This is a genomic window from Pseudomonas rustica (assembly GCF_049959085.1).
GTDB classification, from domain to species: Bacteria; Pseudomonadota; Gammaproteobacteria; order Pseudomonadales; family Pseudomonadaceae; genus Aquipseudomonas; species Aquipseudomonas rustica.
This window is the reverse complement of record NZ_CP188200.1, coordinates 6166127-6192990: the sequence shown is the minus strand read 5'-3', so window position 1 is coordinate 6192990 and position 26864 is coordinate 6166127. Positions and strand designations below refer to the sequence as shown.

General features: G+C 60.1%; 22 protein-coding genes. 7 read left to right on the top strand and 15 right to left on the bottom strand.

Annotated features, from left to right (window positions below):
* Positions 1 to 232 precede the first annotated feature (232 nt).
* Positions 233 to 1108: an acyltransferase gene (locus tag ACP3TY_RS28080; RefSeq protein ID WP_426618986.1), complete on the top strand. Its 876-nt coding sequence runs from the start codon at positions 233 to 235 to the stop codon at positions 1106 to 1108.
* A 1-nt stretch (position 1109) separates the two neighbouring features.
* Here ACP3TY_RS28080 and ACP3TY_RS28075 read toward each other — a convergent pair whose 3' ends face one another.
* On the bottom strand, positions 1110 to 1667 hold the full coding sequence (locus tag ACP3TY_RS28075; protein ID WP_212545026.1) for a DUF2780 domain-containing protein: 558 nt from the start codon (positions 1665 to 1667) through the stop codon (positions 1110 to 1112).
* Between the two features lie 148 nt (positions 1668 to 1815).
* Between ACP3TY_RS28075 and ACP3TY_RS28070 the strand changes: the two genes are divergently transcribed.
* Both ACP3TY_RS28070 and ACP3TY_RS28065 read left to right on the top strand, forming a co-directional pair.
* Positions 1816 to 2451 (top strand): sigma-70 family RNA polymerase sigma factor, encoded by a 636-nt coding sequence (locus ACP3TY_RS28070; RefSeq protein WP_426618985.1) that lies wholly within the window; start codon positions 1816 to 1818, stop codon positions 2449 to 2451.
* Entirely contained in the window at positions 2448 to 3122 is a 675-nt protein-coding gene (locus tag ACP3TY_RS28065) for an anti-sigma factor (RefSeq protein ID WP_426618984.1), read from the top strand. The genes ACP3TY_RS28070 and ACP3TY_RS28065 overlap by 4 nt, the downstream gene beginning before the upstream one ends.
* A gap of 121 nt (positions 3123 to 3243) precedes the next feature.
* Here ACP3TY_RS28065 and fdhA read toward each other — a convergent pair whose 3' ends face one another.
* The 8 genes from fdhA to ACP3TY_RS28025 form a co-directional block, all read right to left on the bottom strand.
* On the bottom strand, positions 3244 to 4443 hold the full coding sequence (gene fdhA / locus ACP3TY_RS28060; RefSeq protein ID WP_008086916.1) for a formaldehyde dehydrogenase, glutathione-independent: 1200 nt from the start codon (positions 4441 to 4443) through the stop codon (positions 3244 to 3246).
* Between the two features lie 153 nt (positions 4444 to 4596).
* Complete coding sequence (gene purU / locus ACP3TY_RS28055; protein WP_008086918.1) at positions 4597 to 5454, bottom strand: formyltetrahydrofolate deformylase; 858 nt, start codon at positions 5452 to 5454, stop codon at positions 4597 to 4599.
* A gap of 217 nt (positions 5455 to 5671) precedes the next feature.
* Positions 5672 to 6304 (bottom strand): sarcosine oxidase subunit gamma, encoded by a 633-nt coding sequence (locus ACP3TY_RS28050; RefSeq protein ID WP_426618983.1) that lies wholly within the window; start codon positions 6302 to 6304, stop codon positions 5672 to 5674.
* 144 nt (positions 6305 to 6448) lie between these two features.
* The gene (locus ACP3TY_RS28045) at positions 6449 to 9466 is read right to left on the bottom strand and encodes a sarcosine oxidase subunit alpha (protein WP_426618982.1); all 3018 of its coding nucleotides are present in this window, start codon (positions 9464 to 9466) and stop codon (positions 6449 to 6451) included.
* Positions 9463 to 9792: a sarcosine oxidase subunit delta gene (locus ACP3TY_RS28040; protein ID WP_007913119.1), complete on the bottom strand. Its 330-nt coding sequence runs from the start codon at positions 9790 to 9792 to the stop codon at positions 9463 to 9465. The genes ACP3TY_RS28045 and ACP3TY_RS28040 overlap by 4 nt, the downstream gene beginning before the upstream one ends.
* Positions 9793 to 9806: 14 nt before the next feature.
* Positions 9807 to 11057, bottom strand: a complete 1251-nt coding sequence (locus tag ACP3TY_RS28035; RefSeq protein WP_003206307.1) for a sarcosine oxidase subunit beta — start codon at positions 11055 to 11057, stop codon at positions 9807 to 9809.
* 20 nt (positions 11058 to 11077) lie between these two features.
* A complete protein-coding gene (locus ACP3TY_RS28030) occupies positions 11078 to 12331 on the bottom strand; it encodes a serine hydroxymethyltransferase (RefSeq protein WP_008086924.1) in 1254 nt (417 codons plus the stop codon).
* Positions 12332 to 12589: 258 nt separating this feature from the next.
* Positions 12590 to 13300, bottom strand: a complete 711-nt coding sequence (locus tag ACP3TY_RS28025; RefSeq protein WP_426618981.1) for a TraX family protein — start codon at positions 13298 to 13300, stop codon at positions 12590 to 12592.
* 126 nt (positions 13301 to 13426) lie between these two features.
* Here ACP3TY_RS28025 and ACP3TY_RS28020 point away from each other — a divergent pair, with 126 nt between their 5' ends.
* The 3 genes from ACP3TY_RS28020 (at position 13427) to ACP3TY_RS28010 (ending at position 16430) form a co-directional block, all read left to right on the top strand.
* A complete protein-coding gene (locus ACP3TY_RS28020; protein WP_008084160.1) occupies positions 13427 to 14467 on the top strand; it encodes a low specificity L-threonine aldolase in 1041 nt (346 codons plus the stop codon).
* Positions 14468 to 14772: 305 nt separating this feature from the next.
* Positions 14773 to 15306 carry an REP-associated tyrosine transposase gene (locus ACP3TY_RS28015; RefSeq protein ID WP_426618980.1) on the top strand — a complete coding sequence of 178 codons (534 nt, stop codon included), beginning with the start codon at positions 14773 to 14775 and terminating at the stop codon, positions 15304 to 15306.
* Between the two features lie 299 nt (positions 15307 to 15605).
* Complete coding sequence (locus tag ACP3TY_RS28010; RefSeq protein WP_426618979.1) at positions 15606 to 16430, top strand: SDR family oxidoreductase; 825 nt, start codon at positions 15606 to 15608, stop codon at positions 16428 to 16430.
* 100 nt (positions 16431 to 16530) lie between these two features.
* Here the strand turns inward: ACP3TY_RS28010 and gbcB are convergent, their stop codons facing one another.
* Positions 16531 to 17631, bottom strand: a complete 1101-nt coding sequence (gbcB, locus tag ACP3TY_RS28005) for a glycine-betaine demethylase subunit GbcB (protein WP_053124547.1) — start codon at positions 17629 to 17631, stop codon at positions 16531 to 16533.
* A gap of 294 nt (positions 17632 to 17925) precedes the next feature.
* On the opposite strand from gbcB, the gene gbcA reads away from it, so the two are divergent.
* Positions 17926 to 19221, top strand: coding sequence for a glycine-betaine demethylase subunit GbcA (gene gbcA / locus ACP3TY_RS28000; protein WP_053124549.1), 1296 nt, complete (start codon positions 17926 to 17928; stop codon positions 19219 to 19221).
* 885 nt (positions 19222 to 20106) lie between these two features.
* Here gbcA and ACP3TY_RS27995 read toward each other — a convergent pair.
* From ACP3TY_RS27995 to ACP3TY_RS27975, 5 genes are all read right to left on the bottom strand, one after another.
* Positions 20107 to 20877 (bottom strand): electron transfer flavoprotein subunit beta, encoded by a 771-nt coding sequence (locus tag ACP3TY_RS27995; protein ID WP_400651359.1) that lies wholly within the window; start codon positions 20875 to 20877, stop codon positions 20107 to 20109.
* Between the two features lie 9 nt (positions 20878 to 20886).
* Positions 20887 to 22107: an electron transfer flavoprotein subunit alpha/FixB family protein gene (locus ACP3TY_RS27990; RefSeq protein WP_426618978.1), complete on the bottom strand. Its 1221-nt coding sequence runs from the start codon at positions 22105 to 22107 to the stop codon at positions 20887 to 20889.
* The gene (gene dgcB / locus ACP3TY_RS27985; RefSeq protein WP_426618977.1) at positions 22107 to 24056 is read right to left on the bottom strand and encodes a dimethylglycine demethylation protein DgcB; all 1950 of its coding nucleotides are present in this window, start codon (positions 24054 to 24056) and stop codon (positions 22107 to 22109) included. The genes ACP3TY_RS27990 and dgcB overlap by 1 nt, the downstream gene beginning before the upstream one ends.
* A 155-nt stretch (positions 24057 to 24211) precedes the next feature.
* Entirely contained in the window at positions 24212 to 26272 is a 2061-nt protein-coding gene (gene dgcA, locus ACP3TY_RS27980; RefSeq protein WP_053124557.1) for a dimethylglycine demethylation protein DgcA, read from the bottom strand.
* Between the two features lie 15 nt (positions 26273 to 26287).
* Positions 26288 to 26818 carry a DUF5943 domain-containing protein gene (locus ACP3TY_RS27975; RefSeq protein ID WP_053124559.1) on the bottom strand — a complete coding sequence of 177 codons (531 nt, stop codon included), beginning with the start codon at positions 26816 to 26818 and terminating at the stop codon, positions 26288 to 26290.
* Positions 26819 to 26864 lie beyond the last annotated feature (46 nt).

The following is a 26864-nucleotide window of genomic DNA, read 5'->3' as shown; positions in this document are numbered from 1 at the left end:
GCAACGGGATTTTAGACCGTTGCGCGCTTGATCGTTCCCACGCTCTGCGTGGGCATGCATCCAGTGACGCTCTGCGTCACAGGGACGCGGAGCGTCCCGGGCGGCGTTACCACGCAGAGCGTGGGAACGATCAGGTTAACGCGAATAAAGTGAAACATTCGTCACCGCCGATTTGGCCTGCCGCGCGAAGCTGCTTATCATGACGCGCCCAACCCACGTCATAGAGTTGCTTATGCGCCGCCTGCTCACCGGCTGTTTCGTCACCCTGCTGCTGTTGCTCAACACCCTGTTCCTGATCGGGCCGTTGCTGGTGTTTGCCCTGCTCAAACTGGTCGCGCCGGGCCGTTGGCGCGACTACGCGTCGGGGGCGGTGATGTGGATCGCCGAGACCTGGGCCGAAATCGACAAGCTGATTTTCCGCCTGTGCATTCCCACCCAATGGGACATTCGCGGCGGCGAAGGCCTGCGCGGCGACACGTCTTATCTGGTGATCAGCAACCACCAATCGTGGGTCGACATTCCGGCGCTGATCCAGACACTGAACCGGCGCACGCCGTTCTTCAAATTCTTCCTCAAGAAAGAACTGATCTGGGTACCGTTTCTGGGACTGGCGTGGTGGGCGCTGGATTACCCGTTCATGAAGCGCTACACCAAGGCGTTTCTGGCGAAGAACCCGGAGCTGGCGGGCAAGGATCTGGAAATCACCAAACAGGCTTGCGAGTTGTTCAAGCGCCAGCCGGTGACCGTGGTGAATTATCTGGAAGGCACGCGCTACACGGCGGCGAAAAGCGCCGAACAGCAATCACCGTTCAACCACTTGCTCAAACCCAAAGCGGGCGGCGTGGCGTTTGTATTGGCGGCGATGGGTGAACAGCTGGATGCGATCCTCGACGTGACGGTGGTTTATCCACAGGCCCGGATTCCAGGATTCTGGGATTTGATCAGCGGCAACGTGCCGAGAGTCATCATCGACATCAAGACCCGCGAACTCGACCCGGCGCTGTGGCAGGGCGATTACGAAAATGATCCGGCGTTTCGCCAGACCGTCCAGAGCTGGGTTAACCAACTCTGGAACGAGAAGGATCAGCGCATCGCCGAACTGCGCTGACTCAGCTACCGGTGCCAACGCCCCAGATGCTGCCCAGGCTGGTCAGCAACGAACCGCCAACGCCTTGGTCACCCAAGTACTTGAGCAGTACCGGGGCAAACTGGCCGACCATGCCGCTGTCCATGCCCAACGCACCGAACGCGTTGTTCAGGTCATTGGTGTCCTTGACGTTACCCAAGGCATTTTCCAGACCGGCGGATTTGCCGGACTGACCCAGCAACCCGCTCAACGCCGCCAGGTTGCCGCTACCGCCCGACAGCTTGTCGATGCCCGGCACTTCTTTGGCCAACTGCGAATAATCAGTGCTGCTCAATTGGTTCTTGGCCAGACCCAACATGGCGCTGGTGCCGCCGACGGCTTGTTGTGGCGTAACCCCCAGACCGGTGACGGCTTGCAGCAAACCGGCCGTTTCCGAGGTCGGCGCTGCGGCAGTGGCAGCGTTGCCGCCCTGCATGCTGGCAGCGGCCTTGGTGACGTCGTCCAGACTGAAACCGGCAAACGCCGGGCTCGCCGCCAGGGTCATGAGTGATGCCAAGGCAAAACCGCGTGAAATCTTCATTCAGACATCCTCTTGCGCTGTGAAAACTACCCGTCAATGGGCAGCGAAACTGCCGGTTTGACCGAGGATACGCCGGCATGTTCCGGTGCAGAGCATCCATTTTCCCCCGTCTCACGTATATGAATCGTGAAACCCTGGAATTGTCGCGATGAATGGCACAACCGCTGTCGCTGAACTAGCCTGTGAACAGCCCGAGTCTAGCCCTCGTCGCCCATCCATTGCCTGGAGAGTCGTTATTTCCGCCGTCGAGACCGATCAGCTAAGGCAGCTGTTGGCCCAGTGCTCACTGGGTGATCGGCGCGCCTTCGAAACCTTGTACCGCAGCGTCGGCCCGCGCCTGCATGGCGTGGCCCTGCGTTTCATGGGTCGCGCGGATCTTGCCGAAGAAGTGTTGCAGGAAGCCTTCGTACGGATCTGGAACAACGCCTCGCGCTACGAATCGCATCTCTCGGCGCCGATGACCTGGATGATCAACATCACTCGCAATCAGGCCATCGACCAGTTGCGCAAACACCGCGACCGGCCGCTGACCGACCTCGAACAGGACGCCCTGCAGGACGAAAGCCCCTCGGCCCACGATCAATTGAGCAGCGCCCGTGAGGCTCACGCCCTCAACCGTTGCCTGGAAACCCTCGAAGGCATGCAGCGCCAATCGATCACCGTCGCCTACTTTCACGGCTTGTCCTGCTCGGAACTCGCCGAACATTTGGCCGCGCCGCTGGGCTCGGTGAAATCGTGGATCCGCCGAGGCATGGAACGCCTGCGCCGGTGCCTTGAATCATGAACTACCAGCCCCCTGCCCTGCGCCGCGCGCTCGCAGCCGATTACGCGATCGGTCTGATGTCGGCGCCTGCGCGGCGACGGTTTGAGCAGTTGCTGCTGGACGACGCGGCGTTGCGAGCGGAAGTGGCGCAATGGCAGGAAACGCTGGTGAGCCTTACCGAATTCCTGCCGGAACATCCTGTGCCCGATCGCGTGTGGCAAGGCATTACCGCGCGCATCGAACCGCAAGTGCTGCATGTGCCCGAGAAGCGTCCGTTCTGGAACTGGCTTCGCGTTATGGCGGCGGTTTGTTCAATTGTTGTGCTGGTGTTCCTCGGTTCGCTGTACAACCGTGATGATGCTCGGTACACCGCGACGCTGTTGACGGCCAGTGCGCAACCGGCGCTGAAGGTCGAGGCGCATAAGGATTATTTGCTGGTCGAGCCGCTGACGCTGGCGGCGGTTGATGCGGATCGCAGTCTGGAACTGTGGGCGATTCCGGCGGATGGCAAACCGATTTCGCTGGGGGTGATTCCGGCGGGGGGTAAAGGCAAGGTTGAGTTGAGCGAGGCGCAGAAGGTTTTGATCGGGCAGCCGATTGCGTTGGCGGTGAGTCTGGAGCCTAAGGGTGGTTCGCCGACCGGGCAGCCGACTGGGCCGGTTCTTTATCAGGGTGCTTTGGCGGCTCTCTGATTGCTTAAGATCAAAAGATCGCAGCCTTCGGCAGCTCCTACACGGATCAATGTAGGAGCTGCCGAAGGCTGCGATCTTTTGATCTAAAAAAAAGGCGACCCGAAAGTCGCCCTTTTTTTACTTACGCCGCACTGAACAACTTATGCGGATCAATCACAAACTTCTTCGGCACGCCCGCATCGAACTCGCCGTACCCTTCCGGCGCCTGATCCAGACTGATCACCTGCACACCCACCACTTCGGCAATGTTGATGCGATCCCACATGATCGCTTGCATCAGTTGGCGGTTGTACTTCATCACTGGGGTCTGCCCGGTGTGGAAGCTGTGGGACTTGGCCCAGCCCAGACCGAAGCGGATGCTCAGGCTGCCCATTTTCGCGGCGGCGTCGACGGCACCCGGATCCTCGGTGACGTAAAGGCCCGGAATACCGATTTTGCCGGCAACACGCACCACGCCCATCAGCGAGTTGAGCACGGTGGCCGGGGCTTCCGATTTCGCGCCGTCATGGCCGTGACCGCGTGCTTCGAAACCGACGCAGTCCACCGCGCAATCCACTTCCGGCTCGCCGAGCAGCGCGGCGATTTGTTCGTGCAGCGGCGCGTCTTTCGACAGGTCGACGATTTCAAAACCTTGCGCCTTGGCGTGGGCCAAACGGATGGTGTTGACGTCGCCGATGATCACCACCGCAGCACCGAGCAGACGTGCAGAAGCGGCAGCGGCCAGACCGACCGGGCCAGCGCCGGCGATGTAAACGGTGCTGCCCGGGCCGACGCCGGCAGTAACCGCGCCGTGATAACCGGTCGGGAGAATGTCGGAGAGGCAGGTCAGGTCGCGGATTTTCTCCATGGCCTTGTCGCGATCCGGCAGTTTCAGCAGGTTGAAGTCGGCGTACGGCACCAGCACGTATTCGGCCTGGCCGCCGGTCCAGTCGCCCATGTCGACGTAACCGTAAGCGCCGCCGGCACGGGCCGGGTTGACGGTCAGGCAGACGCCGGTGTGTTGCTCTTTGCAGGAACGGCAGCGCCCGCAGGCAACGTTGAACGGTACGGAGACCAGATCACCGATTTTCAGGTTTTCGACGTCGGAGCCTTTTTCGATCACCTCGCCGGTAATCTCGTGGCCCAGCACCAGACCGGTCTGCGCCGTGGTACGGCCGCGCACCATGTGTTGGTCGGAGCCGCAGATGTTGGTGGAAACCACTTTGAGAATGACCCCGTGCTCGATCTTGCGACCGCGCGGGTCCTGCATTTTCGGATAGTCGATTTTCTGTACTTCGACCTTGCCAGCGCCGAGATACACCACACCACGATTGCCAGACATGCTTTCACCTCGCTGTTGTTTTTATGGAACCGCGTTGCCCAGGCAGGCAGCGCGTTAAGTGCTCGGTAAATCAAAAGATCGCAGCCTTCGGCAGCTCCTACATGAATCGCACCCTCCTGTAGGAGCTGCCGAAGGCTGCGATCTTTTAGCGATTTAAAGAACAACCGTGCGATTGGCGTTGAGAAACACCCTCCGCTCAATGTGATACCCCACTGCCCGCGCCAGCGTCAGGCCTTCAATATCGCGCCCCTTGGCGATCAGATCCTCGGGGTAATGACTGTGATCCACCGCCTCGACACCCTGGGCAATGATCGGCCCTTCATCCAGATCGTTATTGATGTAATGCGCCGTCGCGCCGACCAGTTTCACGCCTTTGTTATAAGCCTGGTGATACGGCTTGGCGCCCTTGAAACCCGGCAGCAGCGAGTGATGAATATTGATCGCTTTACCATCGAGCTTGCGGCACAACTCCGGCGACAACACCTGCATGTAGCGGGCAAGAATCACCAGTTCAGCGCCGGATTCCTCGATCACCTGCCACACCTGACGCTCCTGCGACGGCTTGTCGTTGGGGTCGAGGGGGAAATGGTAGTAGGGAATCTGGTGCCAGTCGGCCAGCGGCTTGAGGTCAGGGTGATTGGAGACCACCGCCGCGACGTCCATCGACAATTGGCCGATGCGCTGGCGGTAGAGCAAGTCGTTGAGACAGTGATCGGCCTTGGAAACCATGATCACCACTTTTGGCCGGTAGTTCGGCGCGGTCAGCTCGAAGATCATGCCGAAGGCCTGGCCACGTTCGGCTAAGCCGGCGCGGAAGGATTGCTCGTCGAAGCCGTCGGGCTGGCGGAATTCCACGCGGATGAAAAAACGCCCGGAGAGGCGGTCATCGAACGAATGGTGCTCGGTGACGTAGCAACCCTGCTCGAACAGAAAACGCGTGACCGCGTCCACGGTGCCGAGGACGCTGGGGCAGTCGGCGGTCAGAATCCATGTGTCTGGGGCGCGGCTCATGGTGCGGTGACTCCTGTTCTTATGCGGGGTGTCAGGTTTTTCCCTCACCCTAGCCCTCTCCCAGAGGGAGAGGGGACTGACCGAGGTGTTCTTTCGAGCTACGCCGACCTGAAAATATGAAGGTGACTGCAGATCGCAAAAACACCCGAGATCGGCTCCCTTTCCCCCTCTCCCCCCTGGGGGAGAGGGCTGGGGTGAGGGGGTGGCTCTTGATCTATCAGGCCTGAACGCTCAACCCGTACTCAGCCGATGCATCCTGCAACCACAACCACCAGTAATCCGAAAAACTGCGACGAATCAGCAATTCCCAAGTGTCCTCAGCCGTATGCCGAATCATCAGCTGCGACTTGGCGAACACCGTGCCGACCGCTTTACCCACCGGAAAATTATTCGGGTGCACGTCGTAGCTGGTCGATTTCATCAGCACCTGACGCACGTTCGGCCCGCTCAGTTCGAGCAATTGCTGGCCGCCGCTGACGTTGACGATCGCAACGTGCAAATCGCCCAGCGCTTCACGCAGTTTCTGTTCGGCGGCGAACTCTTCGCCGCTCGGGACGATCAGCAGCCACTCGTCCGGGCCCATCCATTGCAGGCTGGTTTCACCTTTGACGATGACGCTCAGCGCGCCGGGCAGTTCGATGCCCAGGGCCTTGTGGACACCGGCGGCGAACGCGGCATCGTGGCCATCGCCACGGATGGTCAGGTGACCGAGGAGTTTCTTTTCACGCACGATTACGCCGGCGTTTTTGCGGCCCTTGCCGACCAGACTGGCGAGGTCGGCATGCTGCAGCGACGACTCGGCCTTGGCGCCGGTGGTTGGGCGTTGTTGGTACACGTTGGCTGTGGTCATAAAGCACCTTTGCTGAATTCTGTTGGTTCCTGCGGTGGCTGATCTGCCGCTTTCGCGAGCAGGCTCGCTCCCACAGGGGAACGCGGTCGAATGTGGGAGCGAGCCTGCTCGCGAATAGCCGCCCGCCCACAGTTCTTGAGGCCGTCAGATGTTCTGCCGATCACCCTTCGGATCGAAGAACACCGAAGAAACGATTTCCGCCTCGATCACGCTGCCATCGGCCAGCGGTGCAAACACCCGCTCACCGAGACGCTTCAGACCGCCCTTGACCACACCCATGGCAAACGAATAACCGAGGGAGTTGTGCGCGTAGCTGGAGGTCACGTGGCCAACCATGGTCATCGGGATCGCCTGCTTGGTGTTGAACACCAGTTGCGCACCTTCCGGCAGCCACACGTTCGGATCGATCGGCTTCAGACCGACCAGTTGCTTACGCTGATCCTTCACGCAGTCTTCACGGTTCATGCCACGCTGGCCAATCCACGAGAACGGTTTGGTGCGACCCACGCACCAGCCCATGTTCAAGTCGTCCGGGGTCATCGAACCGTCAGTGTCCTGACCAACGATGATGAAACCCTTCTCGGCACGCAGCACGTGCATGGTTTCAGTGCCGTACGGGGTCAGGTTGTACTGCTTGCCGGCCTCGACGATTTTCTCCAGCACGCCCATCGCATAGTCGGCCTGGACGTTGACTTCGTACGACAGCTCACCGGTGAACGAAATGCGGAACACCCGCGCCGGCACGCCGCCGACCAGACCTTCTTTCCAGGTCATGAACGGGAACGCTTCGTTGCTCAGATCAATGTCGGTCACGGCGCTGAGCAGCTGGCGGCTGTTCGGCCCGGACAGGGTCATGGTCGCCCAGTGGTCGGTGACGGAGGTGAAGTAAACCTTCATGTCCGGCCATTCGGTCTGGTGGTAAAGCTCCAGCCATTGCAGCACGCGAGCCGCGCCGCCGGTGGTGGTGGTCATGACGAAATGGTTGTCGGCCAGGCACGCCGTGACACCGTCGTCGAAGACCATGCCGTCTTCTTTGCACATCAAACCGTAGCGAGCCTTGCCCACGTCGAGCTTGGTCCAGGCGTTGGTGTACACGCGGTTAAGAAACTCGCGGGCATCCGGGCCTTGAATGTCGATCTTGCCGAGAGTCGAGGCGTCGAGCAGGCCGACGCTGTCGCGCACGGCTTTGCATTCGCGCTTCACGGCGGTGTGCAGGTCTTCACCGTTTTTCGGGAAGTACCATGGGCGTTTCCACTGACCGACGTCTTCAAACTCGGCGCCATTTTTCACATGCCAGGCATGCAGCGCGGTGTGACGAACAGGCTCGAAGATGTGCCCGCAGTGACGACCGGCGACGGCACCGAAAGTCACCGGCGTGTAGTTCGGGCGGAACATCGTGGTGCCCATCTGCGGGATGGTCACGTTCAGCGAACGGGCCGCGATGGCCAGACCGTTGACGTTGCCGAGCTTGCCCTGATCGGTGCCGAAGCCCAGCGCGGTGTAGCGTTTGACGTGTTCGACCGACTCGAAACCTTCACGAGTTGCCAGCTCAATAGCAGCAGCGGTGACGTCGTTCTGCAGGTCGACGAATTGCTTCGGCGCCCGTGCGGTGTTCTTTTCATGTGGCACCTGAAACAGCGCCAGCGTCGGTTCTTCATGACGGCTGAGGGCTTTCGGCAAGGTGCCTTCAACCGCGGCGAAACCGGCTTCACTGGCAGCGCGCACGCCACCTTCAAAACCGTCAGCGAGGGAATCGCCGAGACCGTAAACGCCGTTGATGCCACCGACGCACACGCGTTTCTGCGGTGCTTCGCCCGGTACGAAACCGAGGATGTCTTCACGCCAGGTCGGCTTGCCACCGAGGTGCGAAGCCAGGTGGACGACAGGGCTGTAACCGCCGGAACTGGCAACCACATCGCAATCAAGCCATTCGCCTGGACTGGTCACGGCGTGGGCTTTGACATCGATCGCGGCAACGCGGGCAGCGGTGACGCGTTTGCTGCCACGGGTCTCGATCACGGCGCTGCCAGTGAGAATCCGAATGCCTTTGGCGCGTGCTTCTTCCACCAATGCACCACGCGGATTGCTGCGCGCATCGGCGATGGCGACCACTTGCAGACTGGCATCGAGCCAATCCAAAGCAACGCGATAAGCGTGATCGTTGTTGGTCGAAAGAACGAGCTTCTTGCCCGGCGCCACGCCATAACGGCGTACGTAAGTCGACACCGCTCCGGCGAGCATGTTGCCCGGCACATCGTTGTTGCCGTAAACCAGCGGACGCTCGCAAGCACCGGTCGCCAGCACGACACGCTTGGCGCGAACACGGTGGATACGCTGACGCACCTGACCAATCGGCGCACGGTCACCGAGGTGATCGGTAAGGCGTTCGTGAATGGTCAGGAAGTTGTGGTCGTGGTAACCGTTGACCGTGGCGCGCGGCAACAGCAGCACGTCCGGGGTGTTCTTCAATTCGGTGATGACGCTGGCGACCCATTCCATCGCCGGTTTGCCGTCGAGGCTTTCACGCGAGTCGAGCAGGCTGCCACCGAACTCTTCCTGCTCATCGGCAAGAATCACTCGGGCACCGCTGCGCGCAGCGGCCAGTGCAGCGGCGAGACCGGCCGGGCCAGCGCCGACGATCAGCACGTCGCAATGCTGGTTCATGTAGTCGTAGGTGTCCGGATCGACTTCAGTCGGCGAACGGCCGAGACCGGCAGCCTTGCGAATGTACTTCTCGTAGGTCATCCAGAACGACTGTGGGTACATGAAGGTTTTGTAGTAGAAACCCGGCGGCATCAGCTTGCCACCGACCTTGCCGAGAATGCCCATCATGTCGTTGTTGACGCTCGGCCAGCCGTTGGTGCTGGTCGCGACCAGACCTTGATACAGCGCCTGTTGCGTGGCGCGCACGTTGGGGATCTGCGTAGCTTCGGTCGCGCCGATCTGCAACACCGCGTTCGGCTCTTCGGCACCGGCGGCGAAAATCCCGCGAGGACGCGAATACTTGAAGCTGCGGCCAATGATGTCGACGCCGTTGGCGATCAGCGCGGCGGCCAGCGAGTCACCCTCGAAGCCTTTGTAGCTCTGACCGTTGAAGGTGAAGCTCAGCACTTTGTTGCGGTCGATCCGTCCACCGTTGGACAGGCGATTGGTCTGGCTCATACCTTCTCTCCCAGCGCCGTCGTGGCTGTTTTCGCCGAATCAGCCTTGTCGGTGAATTGCGGCTTGGTGCCGATCTTGTAGGTTTCGAGAATCTCGTAGGTCACGGTGTCGCGGGTGACGTTGAAGTACTGGCGGCAACCGGCGACGTGATCCCACAACTCGTGGTGCAGACCGCGCGGGTTATCGCGGAAGAACATGTAGTCGCCCCACTCCTCGTCGGTGCAGGCGCCAGGGTCGAGCGGGCGCGGAATGTGCGCCTGACCGGATGCGTGGAATTCCTCTTCGGAGCGCAGTTCGCCGCAGTGAGGACAGAAGATATGCAACATGGGGATTTCTCCTGTTAGTGGGCAACCGCAGCAGCGCCGTGTTCATCGATCAACGCACCGTTGTGGAAACGGTCGATGGAGAAAGGTGCGGCCAACGGGTGCATTTCACCCTTGGCCAGACTCGCGGCAAACACGTTGCCCGAGCCAGGTGTGGCCTTGAAGCCACCGGTGCCCCAACCGCAGTTAAAGAACATGTTCGGTACCGGAGTTTTCGAAATGATCGGGCAGGCGTCCGGGGTGGTGTCGACGATGCCGCCCCACTGACGGTTCATGCGTACGCGGGACAACACCGGGAACATCTCGACGATGGCCTGAATGGTGTGTTCGATCACCGGGTACGAACCGCGCTGGCCGTAGCCGTTGTAGCCGTCGATACCGGCACCGATCACCAGGTCGCCCTTGTCGGACTGGCTGATGTAACCATGCACGGCGTTGGACATGATCACGCTGTCGATAATCGGCTTGATCGGCTCGGACACCAGCGCTTGCAGCGGGTGGGATTCGATCGGCAGACGGAAACCGGCGAGTTTGGCCATGTGCCCGGAGTTACCAGCGGTGACCACGCCAACACGTTTGGCGCCGATGAAACCCTTGTTGGTTTCAACACCGATGCACACGCCGTTTTCCTTGCGGAAACCGATCACTTCGGTCTGCTGGATCAAGTCGACACCGAGGGCGTCGGCGGCACGGGCAAAGCCCCAGGCCACGGCATCGTGACGGGCGACGCCGCCGCGACGTTGAACGGTCGCGCCCATTACCGGGTAGCGGGTGTTTTTCGAGCAGTCGAGGTACGGAATCTCGTCAGCGACTTGCTTGGCGTTGAGCAGTTCGCCATCGACGCCGTTGAGGCGGTTGGCACTGACCCGACGCTCGGAATCACGAATGTCCTGCAGGGTGTGGCACAGGTTGTAGACGCCACGCTGGGAGAACATCACGTTGTAGTTGAGATCCTGCGACAGGCCTTCCCACAATTTCATCGCGTGTTCGTAAAGGTGCGCCGACTCGTCCCACAGGTAGTTGGAGCGCACGATGGTGGTGTTGCGCGCGGTGTTACCGCCGCCCAGCCAGCCCTTTTCGACCACGGCGACGTTGGTGATGCCGTGTTCTTTCGCCAGATAGTAAGCAGTCGCCAGACCGTGCCCGCCGCCGCCGACGATGACCACGTCGTAGACCTTTTTCGGCGTCGGCGTGCGCCACATGCGCTGCCAGTTTTCGTGGTGGCTAAGGGAGTGTTTGAAGAGGCCGAAGCCCGAATAGCGTTGCATAGTCAGTTACTCCAGAACACTCAGCGATAAACCGGGAAGTCTGCGCACAGGGCCGACACTTGCTGGGCAACATTGGCCTCGACATCGGCATCACCGAGGTTGTCGAGGATGTCGCAGATCCAGCCCGCCAACACTTCGCACTGTGTCACCTTGAAACCGCGCGTAGTGACGGCCGGGGTGCCGATGCGCAGGCCCGAGGTCACGAACGGCGATTGCGGATCGTTCGGCACCGCGTTCTTGTTGACGGTGATGTGTGCACGGCCAAGGGCGGCGTCGGCGTCTTTACCGGTCAGGCCCTGACGGATCAGGCTGACCAGGAACAAATGGTTGTCGGTACCGCCGGACACTACATCGTAGCCACGTTTGATAAACACGCTGGCCATCGCCTGAGCGTTGTCGATCACTTGTTGCTGATACGCCTTGAAGCCTGGCTCCAGCGCTTCCTTGAAGCACACGGCTTTACCGGCGATGACGTGCATCAACGGGCCGCCCTGCGCGCCGGGGAATACGGCGGCGTTGAGCTTCTTCTCGATCTCTTCGTTGGACTTGGCCAGGATCAGCCCGCCACGTGGGCCGCGCAGGGTTTTGTGCGTAGTGGTGGTGACCACGTCGGCGTACGGCAGCGGGTTCGGGTACAGACCGGCGGCAACCAGACCGGCGACGTGGGCCATGTCGACGAACAGCAGCGCGCCGACTTTGTCAGCGATCTGACGGAAGCGCGGGAAGTCGAGGGTCTTCGAGTAAGCGGAGAAACCGGCGACGATCATTTTCGGCTTGGATTCGACGGCGAGACGCTCGACTTCGTCGTAATCAATCAGCCCGGTGTCGGTGTTGATGCCGTACTGCACAGCGTTGTAGAGCTTGCCCGAGGACGACACTTTGGCGCCGTGGGTCAGGTGACCGCCGTGGGCCAGGCTCATGCCGAGAATGGTGTCGCCCGGTTGGATCAACGCCAGGTAAACAGCGCTATTGGCCGATGAACCGGAATGTGGCTGGACGTTGGCGTAATCGGCGCCGAACAGTTGCTTGGCGCGTTCGATGGCCAGTGCTTCGACTTTATCCACATGCTCGCAGCCACCGTAGTAACGCTTGCCCGGATAGCCTTCGGCGTATTTGTTGGTCAGGCCGCTGCCTTGCGCTTCCATCACGCGTTTGCTGGTGTAGTTCTCTGACGCGATCAGCTCGATGTGATCTTCCTGACGTTGCTCCTCGGCATTCATCGCCGCCAGCAGTGCATCGTCGTAACCCTGGATCTGGTCTTGCTTGCTGAACATCGCGTCTCTCCCAGCGGCATCTGTGCGCCATTCGTCTCGGTAAGGCACCGGCAATCACGGCAGTGCCCTTTGATGCCGATGGTATGACCGGCGCAGACAGCTCAAATGCCTGCGGACGCCACGCAAAGGTGCGTTTACGACATGGCTGGAAATGACCCAAAGAATGCATCCCCCTGTAGGAGCTGCCGAAGGCTGCGATCTTTTGACTTTGATTTTCAAGATCAAAAGATCGCAGCCTTCGGCAGCTCCTACAGGGGGTTAGGCGAGCAACTGGCGGAGGGCGAGCAGCAGGAGGAAATGCGCGGGATAAAGGGCGTAAGCCCAGCGACGCATCGGCGGCGGCTGCAGATGTCGCTCATGTCGCAACAGGAACATTCCGAGCACTGGCGCAAACAGACACGTGGCAATACCGAGAATGGCCACGCTACTGCCGAACCTCGCCGAGTCGTAAAGCACTTGCCATTGATTCGCTGCGAGGCATACCAATCCCGGCAAAAGACTGAAATACCACGGCCGACGAAACACCAGCAGCATCGCCAGCGGCAACAAAACACCGAAGAACCCGAACATCAGCCGCTCCGGGAAAACCATCGCCAGCACCAGTGCAGCAACACCGAGCAATCGCGACATCACCGATGGATCCTGCCACCCCCGCGCCACCAGCAGCCCCAACGCCAGCGTCGGCATCACATTCAACGTATCCGGCTCCGGAATGTACAACCGATACGGAATCTCACTCACCGCACTGAACAGCAACAACCACCCCAGATAGCGCCATTCCATCTTCCGCGAACCATCGCGCGAAAGATTCGCCGCCATCGCCAGGCAAAACCACGGAAATGCCAATCGTCCCGGTACGTACAGCCAATCGGCGGAGAACCCGACATATCGCAGGTGATCGAGCAACATGCTCAGCAGCGCCAGCCACTTGAGCAGATCCAGCGCGCCGTCGCGTTTTCTCAGGTGCATAATCGGCCTGCATCCTTGTAATGTTCAGACAGCGACATCTCGTGTGCTCCCCGGAAGATCTTCGGTAAAGTGCGCACCATCATTGACCACGAGCCTTCACAAGAGTCTCGACCACGGAAGCCGGCCATGACCGACAAGAGCCAACAATTCGCCAGCGACAACTATTCCGGTATCTGCCCTGAAGCCTGGGCTGCCATGGAACAGGCCAACCACGGCCACCAGCGCGCTTATGGCGACGATGAATGGACCGCGCGCGCGTCCGACCATTTCCGCCAATTGTTTGAAACCGACTGCGAAGTGTTCTTCGCCTTCAACGGCACCGCCGCCAACTCGCTGGCCCTGTCGTCGCTGTGCCAGAGTTACCACAGCGTGATCTGCTCGGAAACCGCCCACGTCGAAACCGACGAATGCGGCGCCCCGGAATTCTTCTCCAACGGCTCGAAGCTGCTGATCGCCGGCACTGAAAACGGCAAGATCACCCCACAGTCGATCCGCGAAGTCGCGCTCAAGCGCCAGGACATCCACTACCCGAAACCGCGCGTGGTCACCCTGACCCAAGCCACCGAAGTCGGCAGCGTCTACACCCCGGAAGAAGTTCGCGCCATCAGCGCCACTTGCAAGGAACTGGGCCTGCACCTGCACATGGACGGCGCGCGCTTCTCCAACGCCTGCGCCTTCCTCGGCTGCTCGCCAGCGGATCTGACCTGGAAGGCCGGTGTCGATGTGCTGTGCTTTGGTGGCACCAAGAACGGCATGGCCGTGGGTGAAGCGATCCTGTTCTTCAACCACAAACTGGCGGAAGACTTCGACTACCGCTGCAAACAGGCCGGTCAGTTGGCGTCGAAAATGCGCTTCCTCTCGGCCCCGTGGGTCGGCATCCTCGAAACCGACGCCTGGCTGAAATACGCGCGCCACGCCAACCACTGCGCGCAATTACTCGCGGAACTGGTCAGCGACATTCCCGGCGTCGAACTGATGTTCCCGGTGCAGGCCAACGGCGTGTTCCTGCAACTGTCGGAACCGGCCATCGCCGCGCTGACCGCGAAGAACTGGCGTTTCTACACCTTCATCGGCAAGGGCGGCGCACGCTTCATGTGCTCATGGGACACCGAAGAAGAACGCGTCCGCGAACTCGCCCGCGACATCCGCGAAGTCATGTCCGCCTGACCTGACGCCAGCGCACTGATCGTTCCCACGCTCCGCGTGGGAATGCCTCCCGGGACGCTCCGCGTTCCATCCCCCAGACGCTAAACACCGCTATGACGCAGAGCGTCAATGGCTGCATTCCCACGCAGAGCGTGGGAACGATCTTCGGCCGAGGATGACTTTTCCCACCGTAATACCAGACTTCTCTTCTAGCGCGATCATCCCCCCCGCCTCACCCTGATCGTTCCCACGCTCTGCGTGGAAACGCCTCCCGGGACGCTCCGCGTTCCATTCCCGTCGCACCGCAAGATTCAAGGAAGAATCCCATGGGCCGAAGCCGCTACACCATTACTGAAACCGACAAACCGCATTTCCTGACTTGCACGATCATGGAGTGGTTGCCGTTATTCATCCGCCCGTACATCGTCGACCACCTGCTCAACTGCTGGCGTTATCAACAGACCCACCATGACTTGAAGCTGTACGGCTACGTGATTCTGGAAAATCATCTTCACTTCGTCGCTCAGGCGCCCGACCTGAGTAAATGCCTCAGCCAATTCAAATCTTTCACCGCGAGACAAATCATCGATGATCTGCAAAGCAAAGGTGCCGACAAAGCTCTGCAACGCTTGCGCTTTAGCAAACGCGCGCATAAGCAGGATCGGGTGTACCAGTTGTGGCATGAAGGTTCACACGCAGAAATGGTCTACAGCGAATCGGTGATGCGTCAGAAGCTTGAATACATCCACAACAATCCAGTGAAACGCGGGTATGTGGACTTGCCAGAGCATTGGCGTTATTCGAGTGCCAGGGACTACGCGGGAATGCCGGGGCTTATTGAGGTTCAGTGCTGGTATTGATGGACGCAGAGCGTCCCGGGCTGCATTCCCACGCGGAGCATGGGAACGAGCAAATTGAGTCCGCCCGACCTCCGCACTGATCGTTCCCACGCTCCGCGTGGGAATGCCTCTCGGGACGCTCCGCGTTCCAGCCTCACCATAGACGTAAAGCTGAGCACCGCTATGACGCGGAGCGTCAGTGGCTGCATTCCCACGCGGAGCATGGGAACGATCATGGCGGAGACAGCGTTCCCTGATCTGCTTGGTCTACATTGTCTGTCGAGCCCTTCGCTCATATAACAATAAGCAGGAGCATCGGCATGTCGTTACAAGGCAAAACCCTGTTCATCACCGGCGCCAGCCGTGGCATTGGCCGTGAGATTGCGCTGCGTGCCGCGAGGGACGGGGCAAATATCGTGATTGCGGCGAAGAGCGCCGAACCCCACGCGAAATTGCCCGGCACCATTCACAGCGTCGCCGCTGAAGTCGAAGCGGCGGGCGGCAAGGCGTTGGCGTTGCAGGTGGATGTGCGTGATGAGGATGGCGTGCGCCAGGCACTGGCCCAGGCCAACGAACATTTCGGCGGCATCGATGCGCTGGTGAACAACGCCGGGGCAATCAAACTCACTGGTGTGCAACACATCGAGCTCAAACGCTTCGACCTGATGCACCAGATCAACACCCGCGCGGTGTTGCTGTGCAGCCAGGCCGCCCTGCCCTATCTGAAGAAATCCGCCGGACACATTCTTAACCTGTCGCCACCGCTGAATCTGGCGAACAAGTGGTTCGCGCAGTTCAGCCCGTACACGGTGACCAAGTACGGCATGAGCATGCTGACGCTGGGGATGAGTGAGGAATTTGCCGGTTACGGCATCAGCGTCAATTCGCTGTGGCCGCAGACGATGATTGCTACAGCGGCGATCGAGTTTCAGTTGGGGAATCGGGAGTCGTTCAAGCAAGCGCGAACGCCAGCGATCATGGCGGATGCGGCGCATGTGATTCTGGGTAGCCGCGATCGGCAGATCACCGGGCGGCTATTGATTGATGAAGAAATTTTGCGCGAGAGCGGCGTGACTGAATTTGATCATTACCGCTTTGAACCGGGCAGCACCACAACCCTGATGCCCGACCTGTTCATCGACTGAACACAACCCATGTAGGAGCTGCCGAAGGCTGCGATCTTTTGATCTTCAAAAACAAGATCAAAAGATCGCAGCCTTCGGCAGCTCCTACACAGGGATTCCGTTAGAACTCGATGCGCACATCACCTTTAGGCACACTGCAGCACGACAAAATAAACCCTTCGGCCTCGTCGTCCTCGGTAATCCCGCCGTTGTGCTCCATCTCCACTTCGCCGCCCAGCTTCAGCACCTTGCACGTCCCGCAAATCCCCATCCCGCACGCTTTCGGAATCATCAACCCAAGCTTGGCCGCCGCCGCATGTACGGTCTCGCCCGGTGCCACACGGATGCTCTTGCCGGACGAGGTGAACTCGACCTGATGCAGATCGGCGATATCGATTTCCGGCGCATCCGCCGCCTGCTCCGCCTGTTCCACCGCATCGGCACGGGCCTCGGGCGGCGTGGCGCCGAACGATTCCTCGTGATAACGCGACATGTCGTAACCGGCCACTTCCAGCAGGCGCTTGACCGCATTCATGTACGGCGTCGGCCCGCAGCAGAACACTTCGCGCTCAAGGAAGTCCGGCACCATCAGTTCCAGCATCTTGTGGTTCAGGTAACCGCGATAACCGGCCCACGGCTCACCCAAGCCGTGCTTCTCACAAATCAGGTGCAGGCTGAAGTTGTCGATCCGCGACGCCATGTGCTCCAGCTCGCGGTGGTAAATGATGTCTTTCGGCGAGCGCGCGCTGTGGATAAAGGTCATGTCGACGTTGGCGTTGGTGTCGTAGAACCAGCGCGCCATCGACATGCACGGCGTGATACCGACGCCGCCGCTGAGATAGAGGACTTTCGGGCTCGGGAAGTCGATGGCGTTGAACAGCCCGACCGGCCCGTGCACCGCCAACTCCTGCCCTTCATGCAGCGTGTCGTGCAACCAGTTCGAGACCTTGCCGCCCGGCACGCGTTTGATCGTCACCGAAAAGCTGTACGGCACCGACGGCGAACTGGAGATCGTGTACGAACGCATGATCGGCTGGCCTTCGATTTCCAGCTCCAGGGTCACGAATTGCCCGGGCTTGAAGAAGAACAGGATCGGCTGGTCGGCCATGAAACAGAAGGTGCGCACGTCCCAGGTTTCCTGGATGACTTTGACGCAACGGACGATGTGTCGGCCATTGGCCCAGGTCTGGGTGGTGACCGGATTCAGGAAGCTGTTGGACATGCTGTTCTCCACGGCCGACTGTCGGCCTCATGTCGGCGATTCTGCGTATAGCGCGAACCGCCCGTTTACCTATCCGCGACATCGGCATACTTATCGCGACCAGCCCCCAACCACCGGGGGTTGCGCGTCGGGAACAGATTGCATCATGTCGCCCATGGATAAGGTTGCGCCCCGCGCCGGGCCCACACTCGCCCCAACACCAAGACAGATTCTTTACACCTTGCGTAGCCACTTTGCAGCACCCCTGATTAGCCACATTCGCCGGCCACGTAGAGGGCCATGAGGATCACATCGATGGACGTCACCGCAAAAATCAGCCTGGGCGATCCGCTGGAACCCGCACGCAAGGCCACCGCGCAAATGCTCCAGGAGCGCGAGCGCACGTTTTCGCTGCCACAACCGTTCTACAGCGATGAACGACTCTTCGATATCGACATGCAGGAGATCTTCCAGAAAGAGTGGTTGATTGCCGGCATGACCTGCGAGATCCCGGCCAAAGGCAACTATCTGACCCTGCAGATCGGCAAGAACCCGATCATCGTCATTCGTGGCGCCGAAGGCGTTGTGCATGCGTTCCACAACGTCTGCCGCCACCGTGGCTCGCGTCTGTGCACCAGCGAGAAGGGCAAAGTCGCCAAACTGGTCTGCCACTACCACCAGTGGACGTACGAGCTGGACGGTCGCCTGTTGTTCGCCGGCACCGAAATGGGCGCCGACTTCGACATGAAGCAGTACGGCCTCAAACCAGTCAACGTGAAGACCGCCGGCGGCTACATCTTTATCAGCCTGGCGGAGAATCCACCGGCCATTGATGACTTCCTGTCGACGCTGAACCATTACATGGAACCGTACGACATGGAGAACACCAAGGTGGCGATCACCACCACCTTGATGGAAAAAGCGAACTGGAAACTGGTGCTGGAAAACAACCGCGAGTGCTACCACTGCAACGCGTCGCACCCGGAACTGCTGAAAACCCTGCTGGAATGGGACGACGTCACCGACCCGCGCGCCGATCAGGCGTTCAAGGATCACGTCGCCGCCTCCGCCGCAGCCTGGGAAGCCGAGAAGATTCCTTACGCCCACGCCAGTTTCGGCCTGCGCAACCGCATCGTGCGCATGCCGCTGCTCAAAGGCACCGTGTCGATGACCCTCGACGGCAAACAGGGCTGCGCGAAACTGATGGGCCGCATCAAGAACCCGGATCTCGGCTCGATGCGCATCCTGCACCTGCCGCACTCCTGGAACCACTGCATGGGCGACCACATCATCGTCTTCACGGTGTGGCCGATCAGCGCGCAGGAAACCATGGTCACCACCAAGTGGATCGTGCACAAGGATGCGGTTGAGGGTGTGGATTACGATGTTGATCGCATGCGTCAGGTGTGGGATGCGACCAATGATCAGGATCGGCGTCTGGCTGAAGAGAACCAGCGCGGGATCAACTCGACGGCGTATCAGCCTGGGCCTTATTCGAAGACCTATGAGTTTGGTGTGGTCAACTTCGTGGATTGGTACAGCGAGCGCTTGCTGAACAACCTTGGGGCCGAGCCTGCGCCTTACCTCAAAGGCGTCCCCGTTCAGGGCTGAGCAAGATCAAAAGATCGCAGCCTTCGGCAGCTCCTACAGGTGGAATGCGTTCCCCTGTAGGAGTGAGCCTGCTCGCGATAGCTATCTCACATTCACCACATCCCCAAACCTTGATTGCACAATTTCTGATCAACCACCCCACACCCCATACCCACCAAGCCCCCCAGCCTTCCGCAAACAAGTTATCCACACACCCACCCACAGCAAATGGGGACAACTGTGGATGACTCGAAAATATCCCACTGATTTGCAAAGAAAAACCGTGACTTATCCAGAAGTACGGTTTTGAAAACACATTGATCGCTTTTTGATCAACAGCCTGCAAGCCACGCCATTCTTGGCTTTCAGCGGAAGGCAAACACCTTATCCACAGAAGCACCAACAGAGATCGGGGGTAACTTTACCTCTGCTGTGGAAAAGCCCTGAAGACTGCGAAATATCAGGCTCTACGAGCAATTCATCGAGTCAAAAGCGCGAATTGATCAGTTATTAACCAACTCTCTGAAAGCCGCGTTGTATATAGCTCTCAGGGGTTAGCGAACATCTTATCCACAGAAGCGCCAACAGAGATCGGGGGTAACTTACGCAGTTATCCCGCAGAAAAATCCCGTAAAAACCGTAACTTAGGCTGGTTGTTTTTTGATCTGCGGTCTGCAAGCCACGGCAGACATGACTTGCAGCGAGGGGTGAACACGTTATCCACAGACTGACCAACAGGGATTGTGTGTAAACCACATTATTCCTGTGGAAAACCCCACTGACCTGTAGGAGCTGACGAGTGCAACGAGGCTGCGATCTTTTGATGTTGGTATTTGAAAACAAGATCAAAAGATCGCAGCCTCGTTGCACTCGTCAGCTCCTACAGAGATTTGGGGGTGTCGGGGGTCAGCGGACGACGCCTTCTTCGATGAGGAGTTTGAGGATGGCTTCGGCACCGGCCTGTGGGGTAACGCCTTTGAGCACTTGCCCACCGCCGCCGCTGGCTTTTGCTGTGGCGGCTTTCATCCGGTCAGCACCGCTTTTGGCTTTGATCACTTTCAGGCGTTTTGGCCGTGGTTTGGCCGGTTGCAGGGTCGCGACGGACAGAAGTTCATCATCGATAACTTCAACGTCGTCAGCCTCCAGTACCCCTCGTCGCGCCGGGCCGTAAGCACTCTGCCGAGGTTTCGGCGCAGCGTTATCCACAGTCGCCAGAAACGGCAGTTTCACCTTCAAGCGACGTCGTTGCCCACGCGGCAAAGCCTGCAGCACCAACGCCGATCCATCATTGATCGACTCCACCTGCGCCAACCCGACCACCAGCGGCCAGCCCAAACCTTCGGCGAGCAGAAACGGCAACATCCCCGAGCCTTCACCGGTTTCGGCCTGGCTGCCGGTCAGCACCACTTGCGCACCGGCATCGCGGAGATACGCGGTCAGCGCCGGTAACGCATCAGCGCCAGTCGGTTGCTCAAGCACATGCATCTGTTCCAGGCCCATGCCCAGATAGGCGCGCAACGCCGGTTCCGCAACATCGCCGGCATGCAGCACTTGCAGGTTATCCCCAGCGAGTTGCAGGCCCAACTCCACAGCGCGGGCATCTTGCTCGGCGCGGCGTGGCCGGCCGGAGGTCGGGTGGGCGCCGATTGAAACCAGACTGATAACGTTCGTGTTCATAGCGTTTCCTTAAGCCGCATCGCGCTTGGCGTCGTTGCGGTAAGCCGCCACCGCCGCGATCAAGGCTTGAAGAATCTCTGCGCTTTCGCCGATCACCGAGAGGTCGGCGCGTTTGATCATGTCGCAACCGGGATCGAGGTTGATCGCCACGACCTTGTCGCAGGCGCCAATGCCCTGCAGATGCTGGATCGCCCCGGAGATGCCCACAGCGACATACACCCGCGCGGTGACCCAAGTACCGGACGCGCCGACTTGGCGATCTCTCGCCATAAAGCCATCGTCCACCGCCACCCGCGATGCGCCTTCGGTGGCGCCGAGTGCGGCAGCCGTTTCGTGGAACAGCGCCCAGTCCTTGACGCCGTTACCGCCGGAGAAAATGAACTCCGCTTCGGCCATCGGAATCGCTGCGGGGTCGACCGCCACTGCGCCAAGATCTTCGATCCGCGACAGGCTGCGCGCGACGCCTGTGGATAACTCAACCGGCAACGCTTCATGACGGGTTTCGCTGACCGGTTCGGCACATTCCGCCGACGCCAGAATCAACCGCGCGAGCGGACGTGCAAGATCCTGCAAGCCAGCACCGGCGCGGCCGATGCACTCTTGATCCTTGACCTGCCAGACCCGCGTCGCCGGGCGTTCTCCCAGTGCAGCGGCGAAGCGTCGACCGAGTTCGCCGCCACCGCTGCGACTGTCCGGTAACAGCCAGTGACGCGGATTGAACTGGTTATCCACAGCACGCAAACCTTGCACGCGTTGCTCCGGTGCATAACCGCTGAAGGCTTCACCTTCGAGCACCAACAAACGATCCACGCCAGCAGTAGCGAACGCGTTTTCCTTATGTTCACCAAAAACCACCGCCAACACCGCACCGTCCTTGCCGGCCAGTTGATGGGCGAGGCCGAGCAAATCGCGGTCATGGCTACTCAAGCGGCCACCGACCATGTCCGGCACCACGCTGATGTAAAACGCCGGGGCCGGCACTTGATGCAGCGGCAATTGCACTTCCACAGCAGCGGAACGTTTGACCGCCCCGCCCTGCTGCGCGCCGCTGCGATCGATGCGTTTGATGCCGTTGGGGCCGATAAACCCCATGCCGTGCAGGTTCTTGCGGATGACGCCGTTCGGCCCCATCCAGCTGTGCTGCGCCGGTTGCATCGCCGCGTGCAGCGGGTGCAGGCGGTTACGCGCAATCCATTCGGCGCGCGGGTCGCGGCGGATAATATCGCTCATCAGTGGGCCTCCGCAGGTTCACGTTTGGCCGGGGTGGCAGGCTTGCTTGGCGCGGCGTCTTCGAGCAGCGCGTCAGCCACCAGTTCGGCAATGTCCTTGATCAGCGGACGCGGTTCGACCACGCCTTCGAGCATCGCCGTGCATTGTGGACAACCCACGGCCACCAGTTCGGCGCCGGTCTCGCGGATGTCCTCCATGCGCATGTCGGGAATCCGTTGCTTGCCCGGAATGTCAGTGATCGGCGCCCCGCCGCCACCGCCGCAGCAGCGTGAGCGGAAGCCGGAACGCTGCATCTCTTTGACTTCGATGCCGAGCGCACGCAGCACTTCACGCGGCGCCTCGTACTCGCCGTTGTAGCGGCCGAGGTAGCACGGATCGTGATAGGTCACGCTGTTGCCTTTGTGCTGACCGAGATTGAGTGCGCCGGCCTGAATGATTTCCGCCATGTAGGTGCTGTGGTGCTGCACCAGGTAGTTGCCGTCGAACGCGCCGTACTCGTTTTTCAGCACATGGAAACTGTGCGGATCGCAAGTGACGATGCGGTTGAAGCTGTATTTGCCCAGGGTCTGGATGTTGCGTTTGGCGAGCAACTGGAAGGTTGCTTCATCGCCCAAACGGCGCGCTACGTCGCCGCTGTCACGCTCTTCAAGACCGAGTACGGCGAAGTCGATTTTCGCCGCTTTCAGCACTTTGACGAACGCGCGCAAAGTGCGTTGATTGCGCATGTCGAACGCGCCGTCGCCGACCCAGAACAGCACGTCGGTGGATTTCTTTTCGCTGAGCAGATTGAGGTTCAGATCCGCCGCCCAGTTCATCCGCCCCCCCGGGGCGAAACCGCCGGGGTTGTCGGTGGCGATCAGATTTTCGAGGACTTCGGCGCCCTTGTTCGGGGTCGCGCCTTTTTCCAGGGTCAGATGGCGGCGCATGTCGACGATGGCGTCGACGTGCTCGATCATCATCGGGCATTCCTCGACGCAGGCGCGGCATGTGGTGCACGACCACAGGGTTTCGGCGTCGACCAGACCGTTGACGATCGGTTGATGCGGATTACCGCTGTGTTCGCCAATGGGTTTGCCGGGATACGGGCTGCCGGCGAATTTCGCATCGGTGCCGCCAGCAAGGCCGACGACCATGTCTTGAATCAGTTTTTTCGGGTTCAGTGGCTGGCCGGCGGCGAAGGCCGGGCATGCGGCTTCGCACTTGCCGCATTGCACGCAGGCGTCAAAACCGAGCAACTGATTCCAGGTGAAATCTACGGGTTTCTCAACACCCAACGGCGCTGACGGATCATTGAGATCCAAAGGTTTCAGGCCCGTGGAACGACCGCCGCCAAAACGCTCAGCGCGACGGTGCCAAGCCAAATGCAAAGCACCGGCAAAGGCGTGTTTCATCGGCCCGCCCCAAGTCATGCCGAAGAACAGTTCCGACACGCCCCACAGCACACCAATTCCCAAGATGACCGCGAGTACCCAGCCACCGAAGTTCTCCGGCAGAATTCCAGCCACCGGCAGAGTCAGCAGAAAGAACGACGCCGAGAATGCCAGCAAGCTTTTCGGCAGGCGCATCCACGGGCCTTTCGACAGCCGCGCGGGCGGGTTGCGCCGACGCAGATAAACGAAGATCGCGCCGACGAACATCACCGCCGTCATCAGCAGCAAGGCGTAACCGAGAATGCGGTTATGCAGGCCGAAACCGTGCACCAGCAGCGCCAGCACAATCGACGCCACCGCACCGCCGGCCGTGGCCACGTGGGTGTTGGCGATGTACTTGTCCCGCGCGACGACATGGTGCAAATCGACCATGTAACGCTTGGGCATGGCGAGCAGGCCGCCGATCAGGTCGACCTTCGAGGCCCGGCCCCGACGCCACATGGCCACCCGCCGCAACGCGCCGAGGACACCAAGGCCCAGAGCTGCGAACAACAGGATTGGAAGAAGGGTGTTCAACATGGTGAAGCTCCCACCAGTACAACCTGGAGAAACACGGTCTGCATTACTGTGGGAGCGAGCCTGCTCGCGAAAGCGGTGGGTCATTCGACATCATCGTCAACTGACAGAATGCATTCGCGAGCAGGCTCGCTCCCACAGGGGTTTGGTGCAAGTCCTTAGAAGTCTTTGCACAACCGCAACGCGTCATAGATGGCGGCGTGGGTGTTGCGCTGCGCCACGCAGTCGCCGATGCGGAACAGCAAGTAACCGTCGCCCGTGGTGCTCAACGAAGGCTGCGGTTTGATCGCGAACAAGGCATCGATATCGATCTGGCCCTTGTTGCGCGAACCGTCCTTGAGCCCGTAATACAACTCTTCGTCGGGGCGCACGCCGTTCTCCACCACCACCTGATCGACCACCCGCTCCTCTTTGGCGCCGGTGTATTCGTTCTCCAGCACCGCGATCAGTTTGTCGCCTTCGCGGTAGACCTTCTCCAGCATCATGTCGCCGGTCATGATCACTTCTTTCGGGTACATGCTGCGGTAGTAGGTCGGGAACGACGTACCGCCGATGGCCACGCCCGGTTTGATGTCGTCGGTGACGATCTCGACCTGGCTGCCCTTGTCAGCAAGGAAGTCGGCAACCGACATCCCGGTGAACTCGCAAATGGTGTCGTACACCAGCACGTTCTTGCCCGGCGCGACCTTGCCATCCAGCACGTCCCAGCTGCTGACGACCAAACCTTCAGCGGCGCCCCAGTGTTCGTTCTGCTCCAGGAACGGATGACCGCCCACCGCCAGCACCACCACGTCCGGACGCAAATCCATGATGGTCGCAACGTCAGCTGCCGTGCCCAGACGCAGGTCGACTTTCAACCGCGCCAGTTCCAGCTGGAACCAGCGGGTGATGCCGGCGATCTGGTCGCGCTGCGGCGCTTTCGATGCCGTGGTGATCTGCCCGCCGATAAATTCTTTCTTCTCGAACAAGGTCACGTCATGGCCACGTTCTGCCGACACGCGAGCGGCTTCCATCCCCGCAGGCCCGGCACCGACGACAACCACTTTGCGTTTGACGCCGGTGGATTTTTCGATGATGTGCGGCACGCCCATGTATTCACGGGAGGTCGCGGCGTTCTGGATGCACAGCACGTCCAGACCTTGATACTGACGGTCGATGCAATAGTTGGCGCCGACGCACTGCTTGATCTGATCGATCTGACCCATTTTGATCTTGGCGATCAGGTGCGGGTCAGCAATGTGCGCGCGGGTCATGCCGACCATGTCGACGTAACCACCTTCGAGAATGCGCGTCGCCTGGTTCGGATCCTTGATGTTCTGCGCGTGCAAAACCGGCGCCTTCACCACTTCTTTGATGCCCGCAGCCAGGTGCAGAAACGGCTCCGGTGGATAACTCATGTTGGGGATAACGTTGGCCAGGGTGTTGTGGGTGTCGCAACCCGAACCGACCACACCGATGAAATCGAGCATGCCGGTGTCGTCGTAATACTTGGCGATCTGTTTCATGTCCTCGTGGGACAAACCGTCCGGGTGGAATTCGTCACCGCACAGACGGATGCCGACGCAGAAATCGTCGCCGACTTCCTTGCGCACAGCCTTGAGCACTTCGAGGCCGAAACGCATGCGGTTCTCGAAGCTGCCGCCCCACTCGTCCGTACGTTTGTTGACGCGCGGGCTCCAGAACTGGTCGATCATGTGCTGGTGCACGGCGGACAGTTCGACACCGTCGAGACCACCGGCCTTGGCCCGCGCGGCAGCGGTGGCGTAGTTGCCGATCACCCGCCAGATTTCTTCCGGCTCGATGGTTTTGCAGGTCGCGCGGTGCACCGGTTCGCGGATGCCCGACGGCGACAACAGGGTCGGCCAGTGCTCGCCATCCCAGCGCGAACGACGGCCCATGTGGGTAATCTGAATCATGATCTTGGCGCCATGCTTGTGCATCGCGTCCGCCAGATTCTGGAAGTGCGGAATGATCCGGTCGTCCGCCAGGTTCACCGATTTCCACCAGCCTTGCGGGCTGTCGATGGCGACACTGGAAGAACCGCCGCAAATCGCCAGGCCGATGCCACCCTTGGCTTTCTCTTCGTAGTATTTGACGTAGCGGTCGGTGGTCATGCCGCCGTCCGTTGCGTAGACCTCAGCGTGCGCGGTGCTGAGCACGCGGTTGCGGATGGTCAGTTTGCCGATCTGGATCGGCTGGAACATTGCTTCGAAAGCCATGGCGGGTTCCTCGACTTACAACGGCTTGACGGTGAACAAGCCGTCTTCGTGGCCTTCTTCGGAGCCACCGTAAACTTGCTCGGCAACCGTGCGAATCTTGCTGCCGCGGGCTTCAAGAATCTGATCCATCGCACCGGCAAACCAACCGGTGAACATGTAATCGACCTTGCGCCCGACCTTGCCGTAGACGTAGACGAATGCCGAGTGTTCGAGCTTGACGCTGGCAGTGCCTTTGTCGAGGTCGATGTCCTGAATCTTGAACAGGCCCCAGCCGCGTTGCGACAGGCGTTTCATGTAGTGCTCGAATACGGCGACGCCTTCCAGGCCGTGGCATTCAGCTTCTTTTTCGCACCAGTGCCAGGCGGATTTGTAGCCGGCCTTGTAGAGGATTTCGGCGTAGGCGTCGGCGCCCAAGACTTCTTCGATGCCCATGTGGTTATTGACGAAGAAATGCCGTGGCACGTAGAGCATCGGCAGGGCGTCGGAGGTCCAGACACCGGTCTCGCTGTCGACTTCGATTGGCAATTGCGGGGCGATCTTGGCCATGGAAAGTTAACTCCAGAAAAAATAGTGGATTCAGTGGTGACCGCTG

Bases quoted from the DNA above. Each gene is read 5' to 3' on its own strand.
- ACP3TY_RS28080 (WP_426618986.1), top strand. From the start codon at position 233: ATGCGCCGCCTGCTCACCGGCTGTTTCGTCACCCTGCTGCTGTTGCTC.
- ACP3TY_RS28075 (WP_212545026.1), bottom strand. From the start codon at position 1,667: ATGAAGATTTCACGCGGTTTTGCCTTGGCATCACTCATGACCCTGGCG.
- ACP3TY_RS28070 (WP_426618985.1), top strand. From the start codon at position 1,816: ATGAATGGCACAACCGCTGTCGCTGAACTAGCCTGTGAACAGCCCGAG.
- ACP3TY_RS28065 (WP_426618984.1), top strand. From the start codon at position 2,448: ATGAACTACCAGCCCCCTGCCCTGCGCCGCGCGCTCGCAGCCGATTAC.
- fdhA (WP_008086916.1), bottom strand. From the start codon at position 4,443: ATGTCTGGCAATCGTGGTGTGGTGTATCTCGGCGCTGGCAAGGTCGAA.
- purU (WP_008086918.1), bottom strand. From the start codon at position 5,454: ATGAGCCGCGCCCCAGACACATGGATTCTGACCGCCGACTGCCCCAGC.
- ACP3TY_RS28050 (WP_426618983.1), bottom strand. From the start codon at position 6,304: ATGACCACAGCCAACGTGTACCAACAACGCCCAACCACCGGCGCCAAG.
- ACP3TY_RS28045 (WP_426618982.1), bottom strand. From the start codon at position 9,466: ATGAGCCAGACCAATCGCCTGTCCAACGGTGGACGGATCGACCGCAAC.
- ACP3TY_RS28040 (WP_007913119.1), bottom strand. From the start codon at position 9,792: ATGTTGCATATCTTCTGTCCTCACTGCGGCGAACTGCGCTCCGAAGAG.
- ACP3TY_RS28035 (WP_003206307.1), bottom strand. From the start codon at position 11,057: ATGCAACGCTATTCGGGCTTCGGCCTCTTCAAACACTCCCTTAGCCAC.
- ACP3TY_RS28030 (WP_008086924.1), bottom strand. From the start codon at position 12,331: ATGTTCAGCAAGCAAGACCAGATCCAGGGTTACGACGATGCACTGCTG.
- ACP3TY_RS28025 (WP_426618981.1), bottom strand. From the start codon at position 13,300: ATGCACCTGAGAAAACGCGACGGCGCGCTGGATCTGCTCAAGTGGCTG.
- ACP3TY_RS28020 (WP_008084160.1), top strand. From the start codon at position 13,427: ATGACCGACAAGAGCCAACAATTCGCCAGCGACAACTATTCCGGTATC.
- ACP3TY_RS28015 (WP_426618980.1), top strand. From the start codon at position 14,773: ATGGGCCGAAGCCGCTACACCATTACTGAAACCGACAAACCGCATTTC.
- ACP3TY_RS28010 (WP_426618979.1), top strand. From the start codon at position 15,606: ATGTCGTTACAAGGCAAAACCCTGTTCATCACCGGCGCCAGCCGTGGC.
- gbcB (WP_053124547.1), bottom strand. From the start codon at position 17,631: ATGTCCAACAGCTTCCTGAATCCGGTCACCACCCAGACCTGGGCCAAT.
- gbcA (WP_053124549.1), top strand. From the start codon at position 17,926: ATGGACGTCACCGCAAAAATCAGCCTGGGCGATCCGCTGGAACCCGCA.
- ACP3TY_RS27995 (WP_400651359.1), bottom strand. From the start codon at position 20,877: ATGAACACGAACGTTATCAGTCTGGTTTCAATCGGCGCCCACCCGACC.
- ACP3TY_RS27990 (WP_426618978.1), bottom strand. From the start codon at position 22,107: ATGAGCGATATTATCCGCCGCGACCCGCGCGCCGAATGGATTGCGCGT.
- dgcB (WP_426618977.1), bottom strand. From the start codon at position 24,056: ATGTTGAACACCCTTCTTCCAATCCTGTTGTTCGCAGCTCTGGGCCTT.
- dgcA (WP_053124557.1), bottom strand. From the start codon at position 26,272: ATGGCTTTCGAAGCAATGTTCCAGCCGATCCAGATCGGCAAACTGACC.
- ACP3TY_RS27975 (WP_053124559.1), bottom strand. From the start codon at position 26,818: ATGGCCAAGATCGCCCCGCAATTGCCAATCGAAGTCGACAGCGAGACC.